This is a genomic window from Buttiauxella ferragutiae (genome assembly GCF_022637515.1).
Classification (GTDB): domain Bacteria; phylum Pseudomonadota; class Gammaproteobacteria; order Enterobacterales; family Enterobacteriaceae; genus Buttiauxella; species Buttiauxella ferragutiae.
The window spans coordinates 3,659,622-3,681,594 of sequence record NZ_CP093332.1 but is presented as its reverse complement, the minus strand read 5'-3'; the positions used below and the strand labels follow the sequence as shown (position 1 = coordinate 3,681,594).

At 50.8% G+C, this 21,973-nt stretch carries 22 protein-coding genes; 17 read left to right on the top strand and 5 right to left on the bottom strand.

Annotated features, from left to right (window positions below):
• The first annotated feature begins 1 nt into the window (after position 1).
• Positions 2 to 1,111, top strand: a complete 1,110-nt coding sequence (locus tag MNO13_RS17025; protein ID WP_064548360.1) for an SLC13 family permease — start codon at positions 2 to 4, stop codon at positions 1,109 to 1,111.
• Positions 1,112 to 1,187: 76 nt separating this feature from the next.
• On the opposite strand, the gene MNO13_RS17020 is transcribed toward MNO13_RS17025, so the two are convergent.
• Both MNO13_RS17020 and MNO13_RS17015 read right to left on the bottom strand, forming a co-directional pair.
• On the bottom strand, positions 1,188 to 2,003 hold the full coding sequence (locus MNO13_RS17020) for a Cof-type HAD-IIB family hydrolase (protein ID WP_241939041.1): 816 nt from the start codon (positions 2,001 to 2,003) through the stop codon (positions 1,188 to 1,190).
• The gene (locus MNO13_RS17015) at positions 2,000 to 3,223 is read right to left on the bottom strand and encodes an MFS transporter (protein ID WP_133522477.1); all 1,224 of its coding nucleotides are present in this window, start codon (positions 3,221 to 3,223) and stop codon (positions 2,000 to 2,002) included. The genes MNO13_RS17020 and MNO13_RS17015 overlap by 4 nt, the downstream gene beginning before the upstream one ends.
• A gap of 106 nt (positions 3,224 to 3,329) precedes the next feature.
• Between MNO13_RS17015 and MNO13_RS17010 the strand changes: the two genes are divergently transcribed.
• A complete protein-coding gene (locus MNO13_RS17010) occupies positions 3,330 to 3,875 on the top strand; it encodes a TetR/AcrR family transcriptional regulator (protein WP_064548353.1) in 546 nt (181 codons plus the stop codon).
• A gap of 159 nt (positions 3,876 to 4,034) precedes the next feature.
• Positions 4,035 to 5,270: an MFS transporter gene (locus MNO13_RS17005; RefSeq protein ID WP_241939040.1), complete on the top strand. Its 1,236-nt coding sequence runs from the start codon at positions 4,035 to 4,037 to the stop codon at positions 5,268 to 5,270.
• Positions 5,271 to 5,340: 70 nt separating this feature from the next.
• On the opposite strand, the gene MNO13_RS17000 is transcribed toward MNO13_RS17005, so the two are convergent.
• Together MNO13_RS17000 and MNO13_RS16995 are read right to left on the bottom strand one after the other, a co-directional pair.
• A complete protein-coding gene (locus MNO13_RS17000) occupies positions 5,341 to 6,138 on the bottom strand; it encodes an SDR family NAD(P)-dependent oxidoreductase (RefSeq protein ID WP_241939039.1) in 798 nt (265 codons plus the stop codon).
• Positions 6,139 to 6,392: 254 nt separating this feature from the next.
• Positions 6,393 to 8,075 (bottom strand): aspartate:alanine antiporter, encoded by a 1,683-nt coding sequence (locus tag MNO13_RS16995; RefSeq protein ID WP_064548347.1) that lies wholly within the window; start codon positions 8,073 to 8,075, stop codon positions 6,393 to 6,395.
• A 357-nt stretch (positions 8,076 to 8,432) separates the two neighbouring features.
• Here MNO13_RS16995 and MNO13_RS16990 point away from each other — a divergent pair, with 357 nt between their 5' ends.
• On the top strand, positions 8,433 to 8,798 hold the full coding sequence (locus MNO13_RS16990; protein WP_064548345.1) for an inner membrane protein YbjM: 366 nt from the start codon (positions 8,433 to 8,435) through the stop codon (positions 8,796 to 8,798).
• A gap of 49 nt (positions 8,799 to 8,847) precedes the next feature.
• Here MNO13_RS16990 and MNO13_RS16985 read toward each other — a convergent pair whose 3' ends face one another.
• Complete coding sequence (locus MNO13_RS16985; protein WP_034456459.1) at positions 8,848 to 9,120, bottom strand: GrxA family glutaredoxin; 273 nt, start codon at positions 9,118 to 9,120, stop codon at positions 8,848 to 8,850.
• Between the two features lie 181 nt (positions 9,121 to 9,301).
• On the opposite strand from MNO13_RS16985, the gene MNO13_RS16980 reads away from it, so the two are divergent.
• From MNO13_RS16980 to rlmC, 13 genes are all read left to right on the top strand, one after another.
• Positions 9,302 to 9,601: a YbjC family protein gene (locus tag MNO13_RS16980; protein WP_241939038.1), complete on the top strand. Its 300-nt coding sequence runs from the start codon at positions 9,302 to 9,304 to the stop codon at positions 9,599 to 9,601.
• Positions 9,585 to 10,307, top strand: coding sequence for an oxygen-insensitive NADPH nitroreductase (gene nfsA, locus MNO13_RS16975; RefSeq protein WP_064548341.1), 723 nt, complete (start codon positions 9,585 to 9,587; stop codon positions 10,305 to 10,307). Before MNO13_RS16980 ends, nfsA begins: the two co-directional genes overlap by 17 nt.
• 154 nt (positions 10,308 to 10,461) lie before the next feature.
• The gene (xapA, locus tag MNO13_RS16970; RefSeq protein ID WP_241939037.1) at positions 10,462 to 11,295 is read left to right on the top strand and encodes a xanthosine phosphorylase; all 834 of its coding nucleotides are present in this window, start codon (positions 10,462 to 10,464) and stop codon (positions 11,293 to 11,295) included.
• 43 nt (positions 11,296 to 11,338) lie between these two features.
• A complete protein-coding gene (locus MNO13_RS16965; RefSeq protein WP_133522562.1) occupies positions 11,339 to 12,595 on the top strand; it encodes a nucleoside permease in 1,257 nt (418 codons plus the stop codon).
• Between the two features lie 68 nt (positions 12,596 to 12,663).
• A complete protein-coding gene (locus MNO13_RS16960) occupies positions 12,664 to 13,581 on the top strand; it encodes a LysR family transcriptional regulator (RefSeq protein ID WP_241939036.1) in 918 nt (305 codons plus the stop codon).
• 64 nt (positions 13,582 to 13,645) lie between these two features.
• Positions 13,646 to 14,548 (top strand): 30S ribosomal protein S6--L-glutamate ligase, encoded by a 903-nt coding sequence (gene rimK, locus MNO13_RS16955; protein WP_064548418.1) that lies wholly within the window; start codon positions 13,646 to 13,648, stop codon positions 14,546 to 14,548.
• A gap of 129 nt (positions 14,549 to 14,677) precedes the next feature.
• Positions 14,678 to 15,157 carry a YbjN domain-containing protein gene (locus MNO13_RS16950; protein WP_064548332.1) on the top strand — a complete coding sequence of 160 codons (480 nt, stop codon included), beginning with the start codon at positions 14,678 to 14,680 and terminating at the stop codon, positions 15,155 to 15,157.
• Between the two features lie 380 nt (positions 15,158 to 15,537).
• Positions 15,538 to 16,650 carry a spermidine/putrescine ABC transporter substrate-binding protein PotF gene (gene potF, locus MNO13_RS16945; RefSeq protein ID WP_064548331.1) on the top strand — a complete coding sequence of 371 codons (1,113 nt, stop codon included), beginning with the start codon at positions 15,538 to 15,540 and terminating at the stop codon, positions 16,648 to 16,650.
• A 113-nt stretch (positions 16,651 to 16,763) separates the two neighbouring features.
• Positions 16,764 to 17,897 (top strand): putrescine ABC transporter ATP-binding subunit PotG, encoded by a 1,134-nt coding sequence (potG, locus tag MNO13_RS16940; RefSeq protein WP_157092963.1) that lies wholly within the window; start codon positions 16,764 to 16,766, stop codon positions 17,895 to 17,897.
• Between the two features lie 9 nt (positions 17,898 to 17,906).
• Positions 17,907 to 18,860: a putrescine ABC transporter permease PotH gene (gene potH, locus MNO13_RS16935; RefSeq protein WP_241939035.1), complete on the top strand. Its 954-nt coding sequence runs from the start codon at positions 17,907 to 17,909 to the stop codon at positions 18,858 to 18,860.
• On the top strand, positions 18,857 to 19,702 hold the full coding sequence (gene potI, locus MNO13_RS16930; protein ID WP_121813971.1) for a putrescine ABC transporter permease PotI: 846 nt from the start codon (positions 18,857 to 18,859) through the stop codon (positions 19,700 to 19,702). Before potH ends, potI begins: the two co-directional genes overlap by 4 nt.
• A gap of 111 nt (positions 19,703 to 19,813) precedes the next feature.
• A complete protein-coding gene (locus tag MNO13_RS16925; RefSeq protein ID WP_269811517.1) occupies positions 19,814 to 20,248 on the top strand; it encodes a YbjO family protein in 435 nt (144 codons plus the stop codon).
• Positions 20,249 to 20,293: 45 nt separating this feature from the next.
• Positions 20,294 to 21,421: a 23S rRNA (uracil(747)-C(5))-methyltransferase RlmC gene (gene rlmC / locus MNO13_RS16920; protein WP_241939034.1), complete on the top strand. Its 1,128-nt coding sequence runs from the start codon at positions 20,294 to 20,296 to the stop codon at positions 21,419 to 21,421.
• Positions 21,422 to 21,973 lie beyond the last annotated feature (552 nt).

Genomic DNA, 21,973 nt, shown 5'->3' with positions numbered 1-21,973 from the left:
GATGCTGTTAAGCCTGGTTCGCCCGTTTGCTCGCGATCGATTCCTTCATCTATTGCTTCTGTGCGGTGTGGTATTAAGTTTCATCGCGCCATTTCATCCAACACTTTGGGTTCATGCCATTGATTGGCACACCATTATTACGCTTGCGGGCTTAATGATGCTGACCAAAGGCGTCGAGTTAAGCGGCTATTTCGATGTGCTGGGCCGTCGCATGGTGAAACGCTTTGATAACGAGCGAACGCTGGCGATGTTTTTAGTCAGCGCGGCGGCATTGCTCGCCACATTTCTGACCAACGACGTGGCCCTGTTTATTATCGTGCCGTTGACCATCACGCTGAAAAAACTGTGCGCCATCCCGATTAATCGGATCATCATCTTTGAAGCGTTGGCGGTCAATGCTGGCTCAATGCTCACGCCGATTGGTAATCCGCAGAACATTTTATTGTGGGGGCGCTCGGGTTTATCGTTCGGGGAGTTTAGCTGGCAAATGGCACCAATAGCGTTCGCTATCATGCTCAGCCTGCTGGCGCTTTGTTGGTTCTGTTTTCCCAACAAAAAACTCGTCTACCAAATCCATGATAAAAAGCACGACTGGCAGCCACGGCTGGTGCTGAGTTGTGTGGCTCTGTACGTGGTATTTATTGTCGCGCTGGAGCTAAAACAAGACATCTGGGGGCTGGTGGTTGTGGCCATGGGTTTCTTGCTGCTGGCTCGAAGAGTATTGCTCAGTATCGACTGGAGTCTGTTGCTGGTATTTATGGTGATGTTTATCGACGTCTGGCTGATCACGCAACTTCCGGTGTTACAGCACGCGTTAGCGGGCATTAATCAGCTTTCAGCCACAGGATTATTTGCATTGGGAATCGGTTTGTCGCAGTTGATTAGTAATGTTCCATCGACCATTTTATTACTGAATTACGTCCCCGCTTCGATGCTGCTAGCCTTTGCAGTGAACATTGGCGGTTTCGGTCTGCTGCCCGGTTCGCTGGCAAATTTGATTGCTTTACGTATGGCTAACGATCGCCGTATTTGGGTGCGTTTCCACTACTATTCATTGCCGATGTTGTTATGGGCGGCTGCGGTGGGTTACGGTCTGCTGTATTTGAGATAAATGTCGGATGACGCTGCGCTTATCCGACCTACGAAGGGTCGTTGTAGGAGCGCGTCATCCACCACTTTACTTAAAATCACACGTTAAACGGCGCTTCTTTTTTCAGTACCTTTTCAATCACATCCAGCACCGCTTGCTGATTGCAATGTCCTGCCTGATAAGTCGCAACTTGCTTAATTTTTTCAGGGGCATTGGCCATGGCAAATCCGTACCTGGCCTGACGCAGCATTTCAATATCATTGCCACCATCGCCAAACGTCACGACTTCGCTGTCAGCAATGCCCCATTTTTCCTGCAGGATCCGCAAGCCGTTAGCTTTATGAATACCGGGAATGATCAGGTCAATCGAGCCATGGCCACTGGTAACTGGCACCATAATACCGTCGAGAATGTCTGTCAGAGCGCTCATGGTGTCGTCTAACATACTGTCTGGCAGATTCAGCGCAAACTTAAAGAATACATCATCCAGATTTGAGAAATTATCTACTAATTCAAGGCGATGGTAGTACATGCGCGCCAGTTGGATGAACGCATCATCGTAGCTATTCAATGTATAACCGTGGTGCTTACCACAAGCGATAATATCTACGTGAGGCAGCGTCAGCAGATGGTCGATAACGGTGTTGAACTGCTGTTTTGTCAGTTCACCGTTAAAGGTGTCCTTTTCTTCACTGACCACCCAACCCCCGTTATCGGCTACGAACGAAATCTCGTGGGCAATTTCCGGGAAAAATGAAATTAGCTGGTAATACTGGTTGCCGCTGGCGACCACGAAGCGAATCCCTTGTTCTTTCATTTGTGCATAAAGGTCTGCAAAACGCGTGCGGTTGTACTCTTTATTATCGTCGAGGAAGGTCCCATCCATGTCGACGGCAATTAGTTTCACACTCATCGATTTCTCCGTTGAATTAATTCGGGTACAAGGTCTGTAGGTTTTGCGACGGCTTTCGCAACTAGCGCTGCAACAACCATCAAACTCAGTACTACCAGCATAGCCAGACGCAGGCCGTAATGTTCGCCGAGGAAGCCCAATAGCGGCGGCCCCACAAGGAATGCAATATAGCCAGAAGCGGCAACGACACTGACGCGAGTTGCCGGGTCTGGGCCGGTATCGCCCGCGGCAGAAATGGTGAGCGGGAAGCCGAGCGAGGTGCCCAGGCCCCACAAAATCACGGAAATGCCAGCGACAAAGGCATTATCGACAAAGATGATTAAGCCGATGCCCAAAATCCCCATCACTGCACAGGCGCGAACCACGGTTACCCGGCTGTAGCGGTCGATAAACCAGCCGCCAGTGAAACGGCCCACGGTCATACCCAGCGTAAAGCCGACATAAATCATTGAACCAGACGTTGGGCTAAAACCATGACCATCGACCATCAGCAATGGCAACCAGTCATTGGCGGAGCCTTCTGCAAATGCCATCGCCAGCACAATAGTACCAATCAATATCAGTTGTAGATCTTTATAAAAAGGAGGGTGTGGCTCGTGGGTATCAGCGGAATTCGCGTCGGCATTGTCTTTGCCTACACCATGCGGGATGGCGGTAATCGCGATAATAATGGGGGTAATCACGATTAAGCCAATCACCAACAAATGCCCATAAGCCGTGACGTTAAAGGCTGTCAGGCTCATGCCAATACCTGCGCCTGCCAGCGTGCCAAGGCTGTAAAAACCGTGCATCATCGGTAACACTGTCTTTTTCAGCAGCCCTTCAACTATGGCGCCTTCTACGTTCATCGCCACTTCAGATGAACCAAGACCTGCACCTAAAATCGCCAGCCCCAGCGCAAACAGCCACGGGGAAGAAAAGAACAGTGCAACGCCCATCACCAACATGCCGGTGACCATTAGCGTCATACCGCTACGGATAATATTACGCGTACCAAAACGCTTAACCAGCCAGCCGGAAAAGAGAATGCCGCTCATCGAACCAACCGACAGACCAAACAGCACAATACCCATACCGGCGGTCGACACACTGAGCGTGTCCCGAATGGCTGGAGTACGTGTAGCCCAGGAGGCCATAACAAGACCAGGCAGGAAGAAGAAGGCGAACAATGCCCAGGTGCGACGTTGGGTTGCTTTACGTTGGCTAATAGCGGCAGACATGGAAATACCGGTTGGCGGTGAATGAGAATGACACTAGCAAGAATGTGTACATTTGTACACATTGCCTGGTAAACTCTTTTTAGTCCGGCTTAACCGAGTATAAATCATGAGCAAAGCCCCGCGCCGTAACGATCCAGACCGACGTGAAAGAATTGTGCAAGCTACGCTGGATATGCTGGTGGAACACGGTATTAGCCATATCACACACCGTAAAATTGCCGAAGCAGCAGGCGTTTCGTTAGGGTCGATGACCTATTATTTCGACGGTATCGAATCATTGCTCAGTGAGGCATTCACGCAGTTCGCCCACCAGATGTCAGACGATTACCGTAACCGTCTGGCGCAAGCCAGTAATCGCAATGAGGCCTGCGAAGCGATTGTCGACATGATCTGTGGCGAGAAAATTGCCACCTCTTATAACTTGCAAGTGATGTATCAACTGTATGCTTACGCTAATCGTAATCCACAGCTAAAAATCATTATGCAGGACTGGATGTGCCGCAGCCAACAAGTGCTGGAAGCCTTTTTTGACCCGATTACCGCCCGAACCCTGGATGCTTTTATCGAAGGCATGACACTGCATTACGTGACGGATCGGCATCCGTTGAGCCGGGCAGATCTCAGCAGAATGCTGGCAAAAATTGTCGGATAAATTTGGCAGGTGATTTTTTGCCTGTTGTTAGCTAGAGTTTGAAGCAGTTTCCTAATGTGAGTCCCTTACCAATGTAGTTGTCCCCTTAACGATAAACACAGCTTTAAAGCCGACGAAATCGTCGGCGACTTCTTTGTGCTTGTTGATAAGGGATAACACATGTTTTTTCTCATTCTGCGTACGCTTCGCCAGCACCGCTGGTTTGCCCTGCTTGGGGCGGCATTACTGCTTTCTTCTGTCGGGAATGGCCTGACTTATGTCATTGTTTTTGGGAAGCTCCTCGCACTCGAAGCAAAACCTTCAGTACTGACGCTTGCCTATATTCTCGCGCTAGCACCCGGCTTCCCGGGGAGTTATCTGGCAGAAAAATTGCTCACCAAAATGGCACCTATTCCGGTCATGATTTTGTCTGAAATCATCGGGCTGTTGGGATTGTCTCTGCCGGCGTGGTCGTTATATAGCGATAACCTGATCCTGCTGCTTTCAAGCCAGGCGGTGGCGGCCTTTGCGGGGGGCATGATGGTGCCGGTTTTAAGCCAGACGTTAAAGAGCGGCCTTAAACCCACGGAACTCCCCGCTGCATCGGGCCTGGAAACCTTTATCTTTGCGGCAAACGTCATCCTTGGCATCGGCATTGGTACCTTGCTTTATGGGCACCTGCCTGCAGTGGCTATTCTCGCTCTGGATGCGCTGAGTTTTGTTCTGGGTATCGTGCTGCTGTTCGCTACACACCGGGCATTTCGGCCAGTGTGTGTGCCGGAAAATGGTGAGGTTATAGGCAACCTCAGCTGGCGAAGACTCACACAATTACAACGCCGAAGTCTGCTTTTTCTCCCGGCGATTGCGCTTGTCGGTGCTCCAGCAATGGCACTGTTACCGGCACTGGCGACAAACTTTAGCGGCTCATCCACTGACACGGGGTTGATGTTGTTACTGGCTCGCAGTACAGGGCAGCTTATCGGCCCGTTGCTGTTGTCTGAAGCACAGCTGCAACGCCACTCGGGGAAACTCAATGTACTGATCATTTCGCTCGCGTTGTTTATCTGCTGCTACGCACTGGTTTCGATCACCGATAAGCAATGGCTGGCTATGTTGCTGATAGTTATGGCGCACATCTTCACCAACATTGTCTATGTGCTGGCGACGCTAAACATCATGCAATCGTTTCCTGCCTCTGTCACCGGCAGGGCGATGGCGAAGGCCTGGCGCGTACAACTGATTATCACCTTGATTCTTCCGGTAATAGCAGGCTTGGCAGCTGACACTTTCGACCCTGCGTGGGTGCTGTACCTCAGCTCTGGCGGTGGGTTTGTGGTGCTGATTTGTGTACTCGCCACGAATCATTTAGCTGGGCGAAGAGAGGGAACGGCTTTGAATCTTAAAAATAGTGGCTAATTCCCGGTAGTCGCAACAGGTTTTAGTCAGGCGGTAAGGAGCGGGGAGTGCCAACCTTTACCGCCTATTTTTAGTCGAGAGTTGTACCAGCAGTCATATTGACCACCGTTGCCGTCATTGCGCCTGCATGATCCGATGCCAAAAATGCCATGAGCTCGGCAATTTGCGAGAGTGTTGGCAGACGTTTCAGCATGGTGCTTTGCGCAGCACCCGCCACCCACTGTTCCACCGTCAAACCCGCTGCTTGTGCCTTTGGTGCAAACACTTCGCCGGTATAGGAACCCGCCTGAATAGCGCCGTCTAGCGCATGTGAACGCACACAGATGACTCGAATATTCTTTGGCGCTAGTTCGCAGGCCAGAGCCCTTGTGAAGGCTTCCATACCTGCGCTGCCGACAACATGACCCAGGTGGCCTGGAATTGCCATTGGCCCTGCGGGTGCGACCACCGAGAGGATGACGCCTGCGCGGTCACCGCCCATATAGGGAATGACTGCCTTGCATAGGTTGAATTGTGCTGCCAGGAACGGGTCTATTCCTTGCCTGAATTCTGTGAGGGATAACTCCGTAATTCCTTTGCCTTGATTATGGACAAAACCGGTGGCGTTTATCACCACGTCAAAACCACCAGTCTGTAGTGCAAGCTGTGCAACGTGCTCGCTGGTGGACTGCTCGTCGAGGACGTCGATGAGGAATGTTTCGGTCTTTCCACCCGCTGCGCGAATCTCATCAGCAACACTGCTCAATTTATCCTGGTTGCGTGCACCCAAATACACCTGTGCGCCCTCGCGTGCCAGAGCATGCGCAACGGCGCTACCGATAGCACCACTTCCACCGAAGATCACCGCTACTTTGCCTTCAACTAACATCGCGCAACCCCATTTAGCCCACCAGTATGACTCAAAAGTATGGGTGTTAAGTGATAGGTTGCAAGCGGAGGGAGTCTGCGGACACGGATTTCAGGCAATAAAAAACCCATCAACCTTGAACCAAAGAGGCGGGGTTGATGGGCTCCACAAATTGGGGACATCAAAGAAAAGCAGTGGCACTAATTAAGACTTTGCCCAAGGTAAAAAGTTCGCAATGTCTTAAAAAAATCTTTTTTCTTTGTCTGCGGCACAGATCACAAACCAGGCCATATGATTACGATAAGCGTCCCGGCCAGGGTTAACAACACGTTAGCGATAGCGTAGGTTCCGGCGTAACCCAGTGCCGGGATGTTGCTGCGCGCGGTGTCGCTGATGATTTCCATTGCCGGTGCACAGGTACGTGCCCCCATCATTGCGCCAAACAGCAATGCGCGGTTCATACGTAAAACGTATGCTCCAAACAAGAAGCAGATCACTACCGGAACAAGGCTGACGATCAGCCCGGCAACCAGCATTTGCCCGCCAATCGCACCTAAACCGTTGCCAATGCCGCTGCCTGCGCTTAAACCTACACCCGCCATAAATACCATCAAGCCGAATTCTTTCACCATATTCAGCGCCCCTTGCGGGATGTAGCCGAAAGTAGGGTGGTTGGCTCGCAGGAAGCCCAGCATAATTCCGGCGAACAGTAAGCCTGCTGCATTACCTATGCCAAAGCTAAAGGAGCTGAACTGGAAGGTGATCATGCCGATCATCAAACCAATAATGAAGAAGGCACAGAAAGCGAGCAGGTCGGTAATTTGGCTGTGAATTGAGATAAAGCCGATACGTTCTGCCACAGTTTTTACGCGTCGGGCGTCACCGCTGACCTGTAAAACGTCGCCTTTGTTGAGCACGATATTGTCGTCAATCGGCATTTCAATTTGGCTACGGATAACGCGGTTGAGGAAGCAGCCATGATCGGTCAGCTTTAATTGGGCCAGTCGGCGGCCAACGGCATTGTGGTTTTTCACCACAATTTCTTCGGTGACGATGCGCATGTCCAGCAGGTCGCGGTCGAAAACTTCTTTACCGTTACGGAAACTTGGGTCGAGGCGGGAATGCGCATCCGGATAGCCTACAAGCGAAATTTCATCGCCTTTTTGTAGTACTGCGTCACCATCCGGGTTTGCCAGAATGCCATTACGACGAATACGTTCAATGTAGCAACCGGTCTGGCGATAGATACCAAGTTCACGCAGATTTTTACCATCAGCCCAGGCGACCAGTTCAGAACCCACGCGGTAGGCTCGAATAACGGGCAGATAAACTTTGCGGGCGGCATCTGTATCTAACCCGCGTTCGCGAGCGATTTGCTGCGCGCTGGTTTGCAAATCCTGGTGCTGAAGTTTTGGTAAATAACGAGCGCCAACAATCAGGCTAACCAGGCCTATCAGATAAGTCAGGGCGTATCCGAGGCTCAGGTTATCCAGTGACGTGGCTAACTGGGCTCCGGCAACACCCGAATGGCGCAAAGTATCACCTGCACCAACCAGCACCGGCGTGGAGGTCATCGAACCTGCAAGCATCCCGGCGGTCAGGCCGATATCCCAGCCAAAGAGTTTCCCCAAACCTAACGCCAGCAGCATGGCGCTGCCGACCATCACCAGGGCCAACATCAGATAATTTTTGCCATCGCGGAAGAAAATTGAAAAAAAGTTTGGCCCAGCTTCCACGCCGACACAGAAAATGAACAGCATGAAACCCAAATTTAGGGCGTCAGTGTTAATCGAAAAATGTTGCTGGCCGAGTATTAAAGAGACCACTAAAACACCAATGGAATTACCCAGTTGGATAGAGCCAAGGCGTAATTTCCCCAGGCATAAGCCCAGGGTCAGAACAACAAATAATAACAGGATGTAATTCCCGCTTAACAAATCTGCGACGTTTATATTCACGAAGGCTAACTTCTTGTTTACTAGTAACTTGTTGAAAGAGATGGTTTTTTGGTTTAAGGTTTCTACTAATGACGACGCAATTTGATGTATTTTCTTTGCATTAAAATATCCAGTGCGCAGACCTGATAATGGCCAGTAGTTTAATCTTTATAAAGATTAACGGCTAGTAAGAATATTATGCTAATTGCGCGATGTATTTTTTTAGCAAGGATTGCTGAAACTTATCTGACTCGGGCAGATTCTGCGTGCAGAACTGTAATTTTAAGTTCTATACCCGTTAGCATTCGAGTTGCAGCCAACACCCATGCAGCTTGAAAGATGACGGTATATAGGCGAGCGTCAGGAGGATGTTTGTTCATGCGTGGACAACGTTGGTTTGGGGTCATTTGCTGCTTCGTGTTGTTTGTTGGCGTGTTTCTTTCTCAGAAATTAATGGCCGCCAACAGCTACCCGGGTGATAAGCACTCAGAGTGGGGAATGTTATTTTTTATCCTGCCTGGTGTTATCGCTAGCGTGTTTTCCCGCCATGGCAGAGTGATCAAACCGCTGATGGGCGCAGTACTGGCTTCACCGCTTTGTCTGCTAATCATTCAATTTTGGTTGTCGCCAACGCGAACGTTCTGGCAAGAAATGGCCTGGATGTTTAGTGCTGTGTTTTGGTGTGCTCTTGGAGCTTTGTGCTACTTGTTTTTACGTAGACTTCTCCGCCGTCAGCGGCGATAAAAAAAACGGCTCGGTTGCTTAAACCGAGCCGTTTTTTTTAGTTTGAGGCTTATTCTGCGTTCTGGAACAAACTCAGATGTTCTTTCGCGTAAGCTTCGAAATCAGTGCAACCACCAATGTGTTTCTGGTCGAGGAAGATCTGTGGAACGGTTTCAACCGGTTTACCGACAGTTTTTTCCAGATCGGCTTTGCTGATGCCTTCTGCATGGATATCAACATAACGGAAGTTGAAGTCGTCACGCTCAGCGGTCAGTTTCTCAGCCAACTCTTTAGCACGAACGCAATATGGGCAGCCTGGGCGGCCAAAAATTACTGCAAACATGGTATCTCCTTCATTTTTTATGGCCGAACGAAGCGGCGTATGGCATCTATAATGCCGCTAACTGTGATGAATGGGAAGAAGGTCTTGCCTGTTAGTCTGATACTCAGCACCTATATTGCGCGGACAAAACTGCTACCGGCCAGGGTATACTCAATCGATTATTGCCTATGGAGACAAGCGGATGCGCTCACTTGGTGCTTTGCCGAAACCGGTGTTAGTCCTTGAAGTTATTGGTATCGCTTTTTTACTGCTTTCATATCTTTCCTTGAATGGTTACGTCGTGTTGCCCGCTCCCATAGGCAGTGCCACTGCGGCCATAGTCATGGTTTTCGTCGGCATTGCGTTGATGATTCCAGCAGCAGCATTTATGGTGTGGGCGATGGCGCAAAATGTGGCACCGCTGCTGACTAAAGGCCAGCTACCCGTCGATAAATCTCTTTCAGAAAAGCCAAAGGATAAACGCAATGACGCCGACCATTGATCTGCTGCGTTCACACCGTTCCATTCGTCGTTTTACCGACGCTCCCATTACAGACGAACAGCGTGCAGCCATTATTGCCAGCGCCCAGGCGGCTTCAAGTTCTAGTTTTTTGCAATGCAGTTCGATTATTCGCATTACCGATAAATCACTGCGTGAACAGCTTGTTGCGCTGACGGGGGGGCAAAAACATGTGGCTCAAGCCGCAGAATTCTGGATATTTTGCGCCGACTTTAACCGCCATTTGCAAATCTGCCCTGAGGCACAGCTCGGTCTGGCTGAGCAATTACTGCTGGGAGTGGTGGATACCGCGCTACTTGCGCAAAACGCTTTTACTGCGGCGGAGTCTCTGGGTTTAGGCGGTGTCTATATCGGCGGTATTCGTAACAGTATCGAGACGGTGACCGAGCTATTAGCTTTGCCAAAACATGTTCTGCCATTGTTTGGTTTGTGTCTGGGTTGGCCTGATGAAGATCACGACATCAAGCCTCGTATGCCTGCTGCGATGGTAGTGCATGAGAATAGTTATAAGCCCGTCGACGCCGAGGTATTGGCGCAGTATGACGAAGAGATGGCGCAGTACTATCTTTCTCGCGGTAGCAATGCTCGCCGTGACACATGGAGTGACCACATTCGTCGCACCATCATTAAAGAAAACCGTCCTTTCATCCTCGATTATTTGCATAAGCAGGGTTGGGCAACGCGCTAGATCATTAAGCGGTGGCTCCCGCCACCGCCAATCAATACATTTTTACTATCAATCACCCGCCTAAACGGTATTGGTGGTGCGTAGTCGCGAGTCGGTATAACAGAGCTAGCCACACTTTCTGTGATTATTTCGACACGATGACAAGGAACACCCGATGCCGATGACGACTCTTGATAACTCCTCGTTTTACGCCGCAGATATTATCCGTTCACGTATTAATGGCCTGGTGCCACGCGTGGCTTTCATTCTGGGATCCGGGCTTGGCGAATTGGCTGAGAAAATCGAACAACCAGTGGTATTCCCATACGACGAATTGCCTGGATTCCCGGTTAGCACGGTACACGGTCATGCTGGCGAATTAGTGGTTGGTACTCTCGCCGGTGTTCCCGTCGCTTGTATGAAAGGGCGGGGTCACTTTTACGAAGGACGTGGCATGTCTGTGATGACCAATGCGATCCGTACCTTCAAATTGCTCGGTTGTGAAATCCTCTTCTCGACTAACGCGGCGGGTTCACTGCGCCCTGAAGTTGGCCCAGGTCAACTGGTTGCGCTTAACGACCACATTAATACCATGCCGGGTACGCCGACCGTTGGCCCTAACGATGACCGTTTCGGTGAGCGTTTCTTCTCTCTGGCGAACGCTTACGACGCTGATTACCGTGGCATTTTGCAGCATGTGGCTAAAGAGCAGGGCTTCCCACTCACTGAAGGGGTATTTGTTTCTTATCCAGGCCCAAACTTTGAAACAGCAGCCGAAATTCGCATGATGCAAATCATTGGCGGTGATGTGGTGGGGATGTCAGTGGTGCCTGAAGTGATCAGTGCTCGCCATTGTGGCCTAAAAGTGGTGGCGGTTTCGGCAATCACTAACTTGGCTGAAGGCCTCGGCAGCGTGCAGCTTTCCCACGCGCAGACTTTGGCGGCGGCAGCACTTTCGCGTCAGAACTTTATCAATCTGATCTGCGGTTTCCTGGGCAAGCTCGCCTGAGGCCATTCCAACACACCGGGTAAAACACATGGCGATTAACTCTATGGCGATAAAACCTCGCTTGAAAATCATGTTGTTTTTGCAGTATTTCATTTGGGGAGCCTGGCTGGTCACGCTGGGTTCATACATGATTAACACCCTCGGGTTCCGGGGCGCTGATGTGGGCATGGTCTACAGTACCAAAGGTATTGCTGCACTGTTAATGCCGGGGATTGTCGGCATTATTGCCGATAAATGGCTGCCTGCGAATCGTGTGTATGCTCTCTGCCACCTGGTGTGTGCGGCAATGTTGGCCTGGGCGGCCAGCATTAACCAGCCGGGGCTGATGTTTTGGGTGATGCTGGGTAATGCGATGGCATTTATGCCAACGATTGCACTGTCGAATACCATCTCTTATGCCAGTCTCGAAAAGGCAGGGCTGGATACCGTCAGCCATTTCCCGCCGATCCGCGTATTTGGCACCATCGGTTTTATTGCCGCGATGTGGACTGTCAGCCTGATGCGCTTCGAGCTCAGTAATCTCCAGTTATATATTGCTGCGGGCGCTTCTCTGGCGCTGGCTTTGTATTCACTGACTTTGCCAACTATTCCAGTGGTAAAGGGCGGCGTATCTCGCACGTGGGTGAGCCGCCTGGGGTTAGATGCGTTTGTGTTGTTCAAAAACCCGCGCATGGCCGTTTTCTTCCTATTTGCCATGTTGTTAGGTGCGGTTTTGCAAATAACCAATACCTTTGGCAATCCGTTCCTGCATGATTTTGCTCGCCAGCCTGAATTTGCCAATAGCTTTGTGGTGCAATATCCATCGATTCTGCTGTCTGTTTCTCAAATGTCCGAAGTGGCGTTTATCCTCACCATCCCATTTTTCCTACGTCGCTTTGGTATCAAACAAGTGATGCTGATGAGTATGGTGGCATGGGTGTTGCGCTTTGCACTTTTTGCCTGGGGCGACCCATCAGCGTTTGGCTTTGTGTTACTGCTGCTCTCGATGGTGGTATACGGTTGTGCCTTCGATTTCTTCAATATTTCCGGTTCGGTCTTTGTGGAACAAGAAGTGGATTCGCGCATTCGCGCCAGTGCTCAAGGGCTGTTCATGACGATGGTTAACGGGATTGGCGCATACGTGGGCGCGATTCTTAGCGGCTACGTGGTGGATTACTTCAGCGTGGACGGTGTGAAAGACTGGACGACCATTTGGCTAGTCTTCGCCGGATATGCGTTGGTGCTGGCGATTATTTTTCACTTTAGTTTCCAGTATCGCCACACGCCTTCGCTTAAGGCTTCGGCACCGCTCGCACATTAAGCGTCGGCTGGATTACAGCGCGTGGCAGGAGTGATAACTTATGGGGCTGCCAGAGCATAGGGAGCCTCATGAGTACTTCACAGCGAACATATCGTACCGATTTAAAACTACTGCGCTATTTTCAGGCGGTAGCGGAAGAGCTGCATTTTGGAAAAGCTGCCGCGCGGCTCAACATGTCGCAACCGCCGCTAAGCTTCCATATCAAAGAATTAGAATCCCAGCTCGGCACCGTTCTGTTTATACGCCATTCCCGTAGCGTCGCCTTGACGTATGCCGGTGAAGTGTTGCTGGAAGAAACCCGGCTGCTGCTCGATAGTGCAAACCAGGCCCTGGCTCGCGTGGAACAAATCGGCCGTGGGGAAGGTGGGCGAATTCATCTGGGCATTGTCGGTACGGCTATTTGGGGTGGTCTGCGTCTGCGGTTACAGCAATTTATCGCCGATTATCCCGCTATCGATATTTTGTTCCGTGAAAAGTCACCAGGTGACCAGCTTGCTTTGATTGACCGTCACGACATTGACGCCGGAATCTGGCGCATGGAAACCAATCCGCCTCCGGGTTTACGCAGCGAAAAACTTCACGACGCTACGTTTTTGGTCGCGTTGCCGGAAAAGCATCCTCTGGCAAAACAATCCGCCATTAATATTGAACAATTGCGCCGTGAAGCCTTTGTCACCATGACGGCAGTGCATTCTGACTGGACTTTTTTGCAGGGTGTTTGCCGCGAGGCTGGGTTTGTCCCACATGTGGTCAGGGAAGCGGTGGAACCGCAAACCGTACTGGCGCTTGTCAGTATTGGAATGGGGTTGACCATCATGGCCGACAGCTATGCGCAAATGAACTGGCCGGGTGTCACTTTCCGCCCACTGGCTCAGGCGATCCCCGCCGATCTTTACGTGGTGTACGATCCGCATCATCTGGCTTCCACGACGCGCCATTTAATTGACGTATTAAAACAATCGCCAGGCACATTGCCCATTCGTTGAAATGTCATGGCAGTGCTATGATAACCCCGCTTTCATTATTGGACTGGAAACGCTGAGGTACAGGGTGAAAATCGCCATTTTATCCCGGGATGGAACGCTTTATTCTTGCAAACGTCTACGTGAGGCGGCCTCTCGCCGTGGTCACGTCGTCGAAATCATCGATCCCCTTTCTTGCTACATGAACATCAATCCGGCGGCCCCCTCAGTGCACTATAAGGGACGTCAGCTTCCTCATTATGATGCGGTGATCCCGCGTATCGGTTCTGCTATTACGTTCTACGGCACCGCCGTGTTACGCCAGTTTGAAATGTTGGGCAGTTATCCGCTCAATGAATCGGTGGCGATCACTCGTGCACGTGACAAACTGCGATCGTTACAGTTGATGGCACGTCAGGGGATTGATTTACCGGTGACAGGTTTTGCCCACTCGCCAGATGACACCAGTGATTTAATCGACATGGTTGGTGGTGCGCCGCTGGTGGTGAAGCTGGTGGAAGGGACGCAAGGAATTGGCGTGGTGCTTGCGGAAACGCGGCAAGCGGCCGAAAGTGTGATCGACGCATTTCGCGGTCTGAATGCTCACATTCTGGTGCAAGAATACATAAAAGAAGCCAAGGGCAGGGATATTCGCTGTCTGGTGGTCGGCAACAAAGTAGTGGCAGCTATCGAACGCCAGGCAAAACCAGGGGATTTCCGCTCCAATTTGCACCGTGGGGGGGTTGCGCATCAGGTTACTATTACAGAGCGTGAACGCGAAATTGCCCTGCATGCTGCTGCAACTTTGGGGTTGGATGTGGCTGGTGTCGATATTTTACGTGCCAAACGCGGCCCGCTGGTGATGGAAGTGAATGCGTCACCGGGTCTTGAAGGTATTGAAAAGACCAGCGGTATCGATATTGCGACCTTAATGATCAAGTGGATTGAGCAACAAGCGCAACCCGGTTATTGCCTGAAAACGGGTGGCTAAATTCCAGCATCGGCACCCATGGGCGCATAATCATAGTATGAAGCGCTGTTTTTGCGTAAGCTATGGCGCGACTTCGAGCCTGTTTAGTCAGGCTCTAAATTACCCCCTTTAAAAGAGGCTACGGCATTTATGGATTCACTCGTTGTCCCTACTCTGGACATCTTACGCCGCTGGCTCGATGAAATCGGCGTGACCATTTTCGAGTGCGATACCTGCCAGGCGCTCCATCTGCCACACATGCAGAATTTTGATGGTGTCTACGATGCGAAAATCGATCTGGTCGATAATATCATCTTGTTTTCAGCCCTGGCTGAGGTAAAACCCTCTGCGTTGCTGCCCCTGGCATCCGATCTCTCGTCTATTAACGCCAGTTCGCTGACGGTGAAAGCCTTTTTGGATATCCAGGACGACAATTTACCTAAACTCGTGGTTTGCCAGTCGTTACAGGCCGAAGTTGGAATTACTCGCGAGCAGTTTGCTGCCTTTGTAAAACAGAGTGAAGAGCAAATCTCGATGGTAATTCTGGAAGCTTGCGCGAACCAGTTGCTCTTTATTTCCGACGAAGAAGAGCAAGACAGCACCGTTATTCAAACCCATTTCCTGCACTAATCGTTCCTTTCCTGACCGCAGCGGCTGCCATGTCCGCTGCTCTCCACATATTTTTATTCTGCTTTATTAACCACAACCAGCATGACTCTCGCCACTATGGCCAATTTGGGGCCATACCATAGATGTTTTATGGTTAAAAAATTGATAAAAGTCACTTTTCTGACTGGGCTATAGTCACTAAGTCTGGCTACAGTTATTCTTGCGGAGCGCTTAAAGCGTGCAATGTCTGCTGGGAAGGCGTCAGCCTTTTTTCACGGCAGTTTGAATAGAGATGCATGATTCTTGCATGTCCCAACGGCGAGAAAAAATGCGTAAAAGCTTGATTGCGTAAATTATGCTCGCGAAAGCGAGAATTGCCCTTTATTCAGAAGGAATAGACTATGTTCGCCCAACGTAAAAAATTGCTATCGGGTATGGTGGCGGGTTTGTTGATGACCGTGTCTGCCACCGCGTTTGCCGCTGAACAGAAGACGCTGCACGTTTATAACTGGTCTGATTATATCGCTCCAGATACGTTGGCAAACTTCACCAAAGAAACCGGTATTAAAGTGGTGTACGACGTCTTCGACTCCAATGAGGTTCTGGAAGGGAAGTTGATGGCGGGCAGCACAGGTTACGATCTCGTCGTGCCTTCTTCGCAATTCCTTGAGCGACAGGCTCAGGCCGGTATTTTCCAGCCACTTGATAAGAGCAAACTGCCGAACTACAAAAACCTCGATCCGGAAATGCTTAAGTTGGTGGCGCATAATGACCACGACAATAAATACGGTATTCCGTACATGATGGTCACTACCGGTATTGGTTATAACGTCGAAAAAGTTAAAGCGGCGTTAGGTAAAGACGCGCCAGTTGATAGCTGGGATCTTATTCTGAAACCAGAAAACCTTGAGAAGCTGAAAAGCTGTGGTGTTTCGTTCCTTGATGCGCCAAGTGAGGTTTATGCTAGCGTGCTGCACTATCTGGGCAAAGATCCTAACAGCACCGATCCAAAAGATTACACCGGTGCGGCGAATGATTTGCTGTTGAAATTACGTCCGTCAATTCGTTACTTCCACTCTTCCCAATATATCAACGATTTAGCCAACGGCGATATTTGCGTCGCGATTGGTTGGTCTGGCGATATTCTGCAGGCAGCTAACCGTGCCAAAGAAGCAAAAAATGGCGTGAATATTGCTTATACCATTCCTAAAGAAGGCGCGATGGTGTACTTCGATATGTTCGCTATGACTAATGACGCGAAAAATAAAGACGAAGCGTACCAGTTCCTGAATTACCTGATGCGCCCGGATGTGGTAGCGAATATCAGTAATCACGTTTATTACGCTAACGCGAATAAAGAGTCTACTCCGCTGTTGAATGCAGAGATCCGTGATAACCCAGGAATTTATCCACCGGCTGACGTGCGTGCCAAGTTGTTCACTCAGGGTGTGCAATCGCCAAAAGTGGACCGCGTGATTACCCGGGCGTGGACTAAAGTTAAAACTGGGAAATAGACCTATTTTTTAGTTGTAGGTCGGTTAAGCGCAGCGTCAACCGACAAAAGGTGGATGGCGCTGTCGCTTATCCACCCTACAACATCTCGAAAGAATTGCCGGAGAGCAACATATTGAACGACGCAACACCTCGTCCACACGCGAAAACTCGCAAAGCGCTCACCCCGCTGCTTGAAGTACGCAACCTCACAAAATCCTTCGACGGGCAACACGCCGTTGATGATGTGAATCTCACTATTTATAAAGGCGAAATTTTTGCGCTGCTCGGGCCGTCCGGCTGCGGTAAATCAACACTTTTACGCATGTTGGCAGGCTTTGAGCAACCGAGTGCAGGGCAGATCGTGCTTGATGGCGTCGATCTGTCGCATGTGCCGCCGTACCAGCGCCCGATCAATATGATGTTCCAGTCGTATGCGCTTTTCCCGCATATGACGGTGGAGCAGAACATTGCGTTTGGCCTCAAGCAAGACAAGTTGCCGAAAAATGAAATTACGCAGCGGGTGCAGGAAATGCTGACGCTGGTGCATATGCAAGAGTTTGCCAAACGTAAACCGCATCAGCTTTCTGGTGGGCAACGCCAGCGTGTCGCGTTGGCCAGGAGCCTGGCGAAACGGCCAAAACTGTTACTGCTTGATGAGCCAATGGGGGCGCTGGATAAGAAATTACGCGACCGCATGCAGCTTGAAGTGGTCGATATTCTTGAGCGTGTCGGCGCAACTTGCGTGATGGTGACACATGACCAGGAAGAAGCGATGACCATGGCGGGGCGTATCGCCATCATGAATCGCGGTAAATTCGAGCAAATCGGTGAACCGGAAGAAGTGTACGAATATCCGACGACACGCTACAGCGCTGAATTTATCGGCTCGGTGAATGTCTTTGAAGGCTTGCTGAAAGAACGCCAGGAAGACGGATTGGTGATTGACAGCCCAGGGCTTGTCCATCCACTCAAAGTTGATGCTGATATTTCCGTGGTCGATGGCGTGCCGGTGTATGTCGCGTTGCGTCCGGAAAAAGTGATGTTGTGTGAAGAACCTCCTGCTGACGGCTACAACTTTGCAGTCGGCGAAGTAGTGCATATCGCCTATCTTGGCGACCTGTCTATTTATCATGTTCGCCTGAAAAGCGGCCAGATGATCAGTGCACAGTTGCAGAACGAACATCGTAATCGTAAAGGAATGCCAACATGGGGCGACGAAGTGCGTCTGTGTTGGGATGCTGAAAGTTGTGTGGTTCTGACAGTTTAAGGGGGCGAAATGAGCACGATGACTGAACGCCCGGCTGAGCCACCGGCAAGCGGTTTCAAATTGTGGCTGGCTAAAATGCAAATGCGCCATGGCCGCAAACTGGTGATTGCATTACCGTATTTGTGGCTGATTCTGCTATTCATGCTGCCATTCTTGATTGTCTTCAAGATAAGCTTTGCTGAAATAGCGCGTTCGATTCCGCCGTATACCGATTTGATCACCTGGGCTGACGATCAGATTACCTTCGCGCTGAATCTGGCGAACTATCTCCAGTTAACCGATGATCCGCTATATGCGGAAGCCTATTTACAGTCGTTGCAAGTGGCTGGGGTGTCCACCATTTTCTGTCTGCTGTTAGGTTACCCATTGGCATGGGCGGTGGCGCACAGCAAATCATCGACGCGTAATATTCTGTTGTTGTTGGTCATTTTGCCATCGTGGACATCGTTCTTGATCCGCGTGTATGCGTGGATGGGGATCCTGAAAAATAACGGCGTGCTCAATAACGTACTGATGTGGCTGGGCGTTATCGACCAACCATTGGTGATTCTGCATACCAATCTTGCGGTGTATATCGGTATCGTTTATGCCTACTTGCCATTTATGGTGCTGCCGATTTACACCGCACTGACGCGGCTAGATTACTCGCTCGTTGAAGCCTCCTTAGATTTGGGCGCGCGTCCGCTGAAAACCTTCTTTAGCGTAATCGTGCCGCTGACTAAAGGCGGCATTATTGCCGGTTCGATGCTGGTATTTATCCCGGCAGTGGGCGAGTTTGTTATCCCTGAACTGCTTGGCGGGCCTGATAGCATTATGATTGGCCGCGTATTGTGGCAAGAATTCTTTAATAACCGCGACTGGCCGGTGGCATCAGCGGTGGCGATAACCATGCTTATCTTGCTGATTGTGCCGATTATGTGGTTCTACAAATACCAGAACAAAACTGCGGGGGACCACGCATGAACAACCTACCGGTAGTGCGCTCACCGTGGCGCATTTTGATTTTGGTGATCGGCTTCACCTTCCTCTACGCGCCAATGTTAATGCTGGTGGTGTACTCCTTTAACAGCTCCAGGCTGGTAACAGTCTGGGCGGGATGGTCGACGCGCTGGTATGTCGAGCTGTTCCATGACTCAGCAATGATGAGTGCCGTGGGGCTGAGCCTGACCATTGCAGCCGCAGCCGCTACGGCTGCGGTGATCCTTGGGACTATCGCCGCAGTGGTGATGGTGCGCTTTGGCAAGTTTCGTGGCTCCACGGGCTTTGCCTTTATGCTCACCGCGCCGCTGGTTATGCCGGACGTCATCACCGGCCTTTCGTTGTTGTTGCTGTTTGTGGCATTAGGGCACGCCATTGGCTGGCCGAATGACCGCGGCATGCTGACTATTTGGTTGGCACACGTCACGTTCTGTACCGCCTATGTTTCTGTGGTAATTAGTTCCCGTTTGCGGGAACTGGACCACTCAATTGAAGAAGCTGCCATGGACCTGGGCGCGACACCGCTGAAGGTTTTCTTCGTGATCACCGTTCCGATGATCGCTCCGGCGATTGTTTCTGGCTGGCTGTTGGCATTTACCTTATCGCTTGATGATTTGGTGATTGCGAGCTTTGTTTCCGGCCCAGGTGCGACAACCTTGCCGATGCTGGTATTCTCAAGCGTCAGAATGGGGGTTAACCCGGAAATCAACGCGCTGGCATCCATCATTTTGGGCGTTGTTGGTTTTATTGGGTTAATCGCCTGGTGGCTGATGTCGCGAGCAGAAAAGCAGCGTCTGCGCGACATCCAACGTGCAAGGCGTAGCTGAAAGTCTTAAAATCTGATAAAACCCACAGTGCCGCGGAAGACGCGGCACTGTATCGTATGGAACACGAGGTTTGCGGAAATTTTCAGGAAACGAACTCAAACACAGGCAAAATTGAACGCTCCCACATTAGTGCTGGTGGCGGCCATTGCTATTCTAACGACACGCATCCTCGATCTGATGTTGGTTTTCAACTTGCTCGGGGTCAGTGGCGCGCTTGATTTTATTCACCGCAGCGTGCAAACCTGGAGCCTGACGCTGATTTTCCTCGCCAGCCTGGTGATGCTGTGTGTCGAATTACGCTGTGCATTTGTCATTATGAAAGGGCGTAATTGGGGACGCTGGGTATTTCTTGCCACACAGGTTATTTCCGTTAGCTATTTATGGGCGGCGTCACTCGGTTGGGGCTATCCCGAGTTGTTTAGCATTCCAGGTGAGTCAAAACGAGAGATTTTACGTTCACTAATGACGCAAAAACTGCCCGACATTTTGGTGCTATTCTTGTTATTTATCCCTTCGCGAAGTCGGCTTTTTTTCAAACTTCAATGACTGCGTAGTGTTACAATCTGCGTCCAAATTCTTTAGGGCTTAATTATGTACTGCGCGCTATATCAGGCTAATCGTTGCCGTTCTTGTACGTGGATAGAACAGCCGATTTCCGAGCAACTCACCGCCAAAATGAATGAGCTTCAGCAATTGCTGGAGGGTATTGCGGTGAAAAAGTGGTGTGCACCAGTCAGCGGCCCTGAGCACGCATTCCGCAATAAAGCCAAAATGGTGGTCAGCGGTAGCGTAGAAAAACCGTTGCTGGGAATGCTCCATCGCGACGGTACATCTGAAGACTTGACCGAATGCCCGCTTTATCCGGCTTCATTCCAGGCTGTGTTTACCGCACTTAAACCGTTTATCGCGCGTGCGGGGCTGACGCCGTATAACGTGGCGCGTAAACGCGGTGAACTGAAGTATCTGCTTATCACTGAAAGCCAGCTAGACGGTGGCATGATGCTGCGTTTTGTACTGCGAAGCGATGCCAAACTAGAACAGTTACGCGCCGCATTACCCTGGTTGCAACAACAGCTCCCACAATTAAAGGTTATCTCCGCCAATATTCAGCCAGTGCATATGGCGATTATGGAAGGCGAGCAGGAAATCCCGTTAACCGAACAGCAGGCACTGGAAGAGCAGTTTAACGGTGTGCCACTGTATATCCGCCCGCAAAGTTTCTTCCAGACAAACCCGACGGTCGCGGCATCTTTGTATGCCACGGCACGCGAATGGGTACACGGGTTGCCAGTCAAACATATGTGGGATTTGTTCTGCGGGGTAGGTGGGTTTGGCCTGCATTGCGCAACGCCGGAGATGAAACTGACCGGAATTGAAATTTCCCCTGAGGCTATTGCCTGTGCACGTCAGTCGGCGGAAAAACTAGGATTAACCGATATTCACTTCCAGGCGCTGGATTCAACGAAATTTGCCACTGAACAGCAAGATGTTCCTGACCTGGTATTAGTGAATCCGCCACGGCGTGGCATTGGCCAGGCGTTGTGTTATTTCCTTAATAACATGGCCCCGCAATACATTATCTATTCAAGCTGCAATGCGCAGACGATGGCGCGGGATATAGCGTCGCTGGCGGGATATCGGGTAGAACGCGTGCAATTGTTCGATATGTTCCCGCACACCGCACATTACGAGGTGTTAGCGCTGCTGGTGCGCGGGTAGTTTTCCCCTCACCCTAACCCTCTCCCACAAGGCGAGGGGACTGGCTGGTTTCTCCCTCTCCGGTGGGATGTCTCTTATACACAACTCACCCTGGCAATTTTGTCAGGGTAAGATCTGTTAGCCTCGCAGGTTTTCCGTTCACCCGTGCGTTCAGTTATCTCTGTAATTCCCGCAAACGGTGCGACTGAAGCCGGGAACAAGGTCAAAACCGGTCTGGCTTTTGACTTTGACCTTGAATTTCGGGTCCGGCTTAAATCGCCTCCATTTTGACTCCAGGTGGCAGGGTCCAGCCGTCGGGAACGGCTGGAGGGCGCGATCGTCTGGAACGAATCGCAACCGACCCTGACACGGAGGCAAAATGGAGGTTTACCGCTTGCGGCGATTTATTTGCCGGGAGTCAGGGTTCTTAGGGTGGCGACGGTGGCCACCCTAAGACGTTCACCGGTTCAGTCGCGACATAAACACGCTGTCGCCTGGTGAACGGAACCTTCTCCGGCTTGGCAGGAACCGTCCCTCAAAGTTGTGTATAAGAGACAGCTCCTGTGGGAGAGG

Excerpts from the sequence above, each read along its gene's own strand:
- MNO13_RS16990 (WP_064548345.1), top strand. The coding sequence starts at position 8,433 with ATGCGTGGACAACGTTGGTTTGGGGTCATTTGCTGCTTCGTGTTGTTT.
- nfsA (WP_064548341.1), top strand. The coding sequence starts at position 9,585 with ATGACGCCGACCATTGATCTGCTGCGTTCACACCGTTCCATTCGTCGT.
- potF (WP_064548331.1), top strand. The coding sequence starts at position 15,538 with ATGTTCGCCCAACGTAAAAAATTGCTATCGGGTATGGTGGCGGGTTTG.
- rlmC (WP_241939034.1), top strand. The coding sequence starts at position 20,294 with ATGTACTGCGCGCTATATCAGGCTAATCGTTGCCGTTCTTGTACGTGG.
- xapA (WP_241939037.1), top strand. The coding sequence starts at position 10,462 with ATGCCGATGACGACTCTTGATAACTCCTCGTTTTACGCCGCAGATATT.
- MNO13_RS17025 (WP_064548360.1), top strand. The coding sequence starts at position 2 with ATGCTGTTAAGCCTGGTTCGCCCGTTTGCTCGCGATCGATTCCTTCAT.
- MNO13_RS16985 (WP_034456459.1), bottom strand. The coding sequence starts at position 9,120 with ATGTTTGCAGTAATTTTTGGCCGCCCAGGCTGCCCATATTGCGTTCGT.
- MNO13_RS16980 (WP_241939038.1), top strand. The coding sequence starts at position 9,302 with ATGCGCTCACTTGGTGCTTTGCCGAAACCGGTGTTAGTCCTTGAAGTT.
- MNO13_RS17000 (WP_241939039.1), bottom strand. The coding sequence starts at position 6,138 with ATGTTAGTTGAAGGCAAAGTAGCGGTGATCTTCGGTGGAAGTGGTGCT.
- MNO13_RS17005 (WP_241939040.1), top strand. The coding sequence starts at position 4,035 with ATGTTTTTTCTCATTCTGCGTACGCTTCGCCAGCACCGCTGGTTTGCC.
- MNO13_RS17015 (WP_133522477.1), bottom strand. The coding sequence starts at position 3,223 with ATGTCTGCCGCTATTAGCCAACGTAAAGCAACCCAACGTCGCACCTGG.
- potH (WP_241939035.1), top strand. The coding sequence starts at position 17,907 with ATGAGCACGATGACTGAACGCCCGGCTGAGCCACCGGCAAGCGGTTTC.
- potI (WP_121813971.1), top strand. The coding sequence starts at position 18,857 with ATGAACAACCTACCGGTAGTGCGCTCACCGTGGCGCATTTTGATTTTG.
- MNO13_RS16960 (WP_241939036.1), top strand. The coding sequence starts at position 12,664 with ATGAGTACTTCACAGCGAACATATCGTACCGATTTAAAACTACTGCGC.
- MNO13_RS17010 (WP_064548353.1), top strand. The coding sequence starts at position 3,330 with ATGAGCAAAGCCCCGCGCCGTAACGATCCAGACCGACGTGAAAGAATT.
- MNO13_RS16950 (WP_064548332.1), top strand. The coding sequence starts at position 14,678 with ATGGATTCACTCGTTGTCCCTACTCTGGACATCTTACGCCGCTGGCTC.
- MNO13_RS17020 (WP_241939041.1), bottom strand. The coding sequence starts at position 2,003 with ATGAGTGTGAAACTAATTGCCGTCGACATGGATGGGACCTTCCTCGAC.
- MNO13_RS16965 (WP_133522562.1), top strand. The coding sequence starts at position 11,339 with ATGGCGATAAAACCTCGCTTGAAAATCATGTTGTTTTTGCAGTATTTC.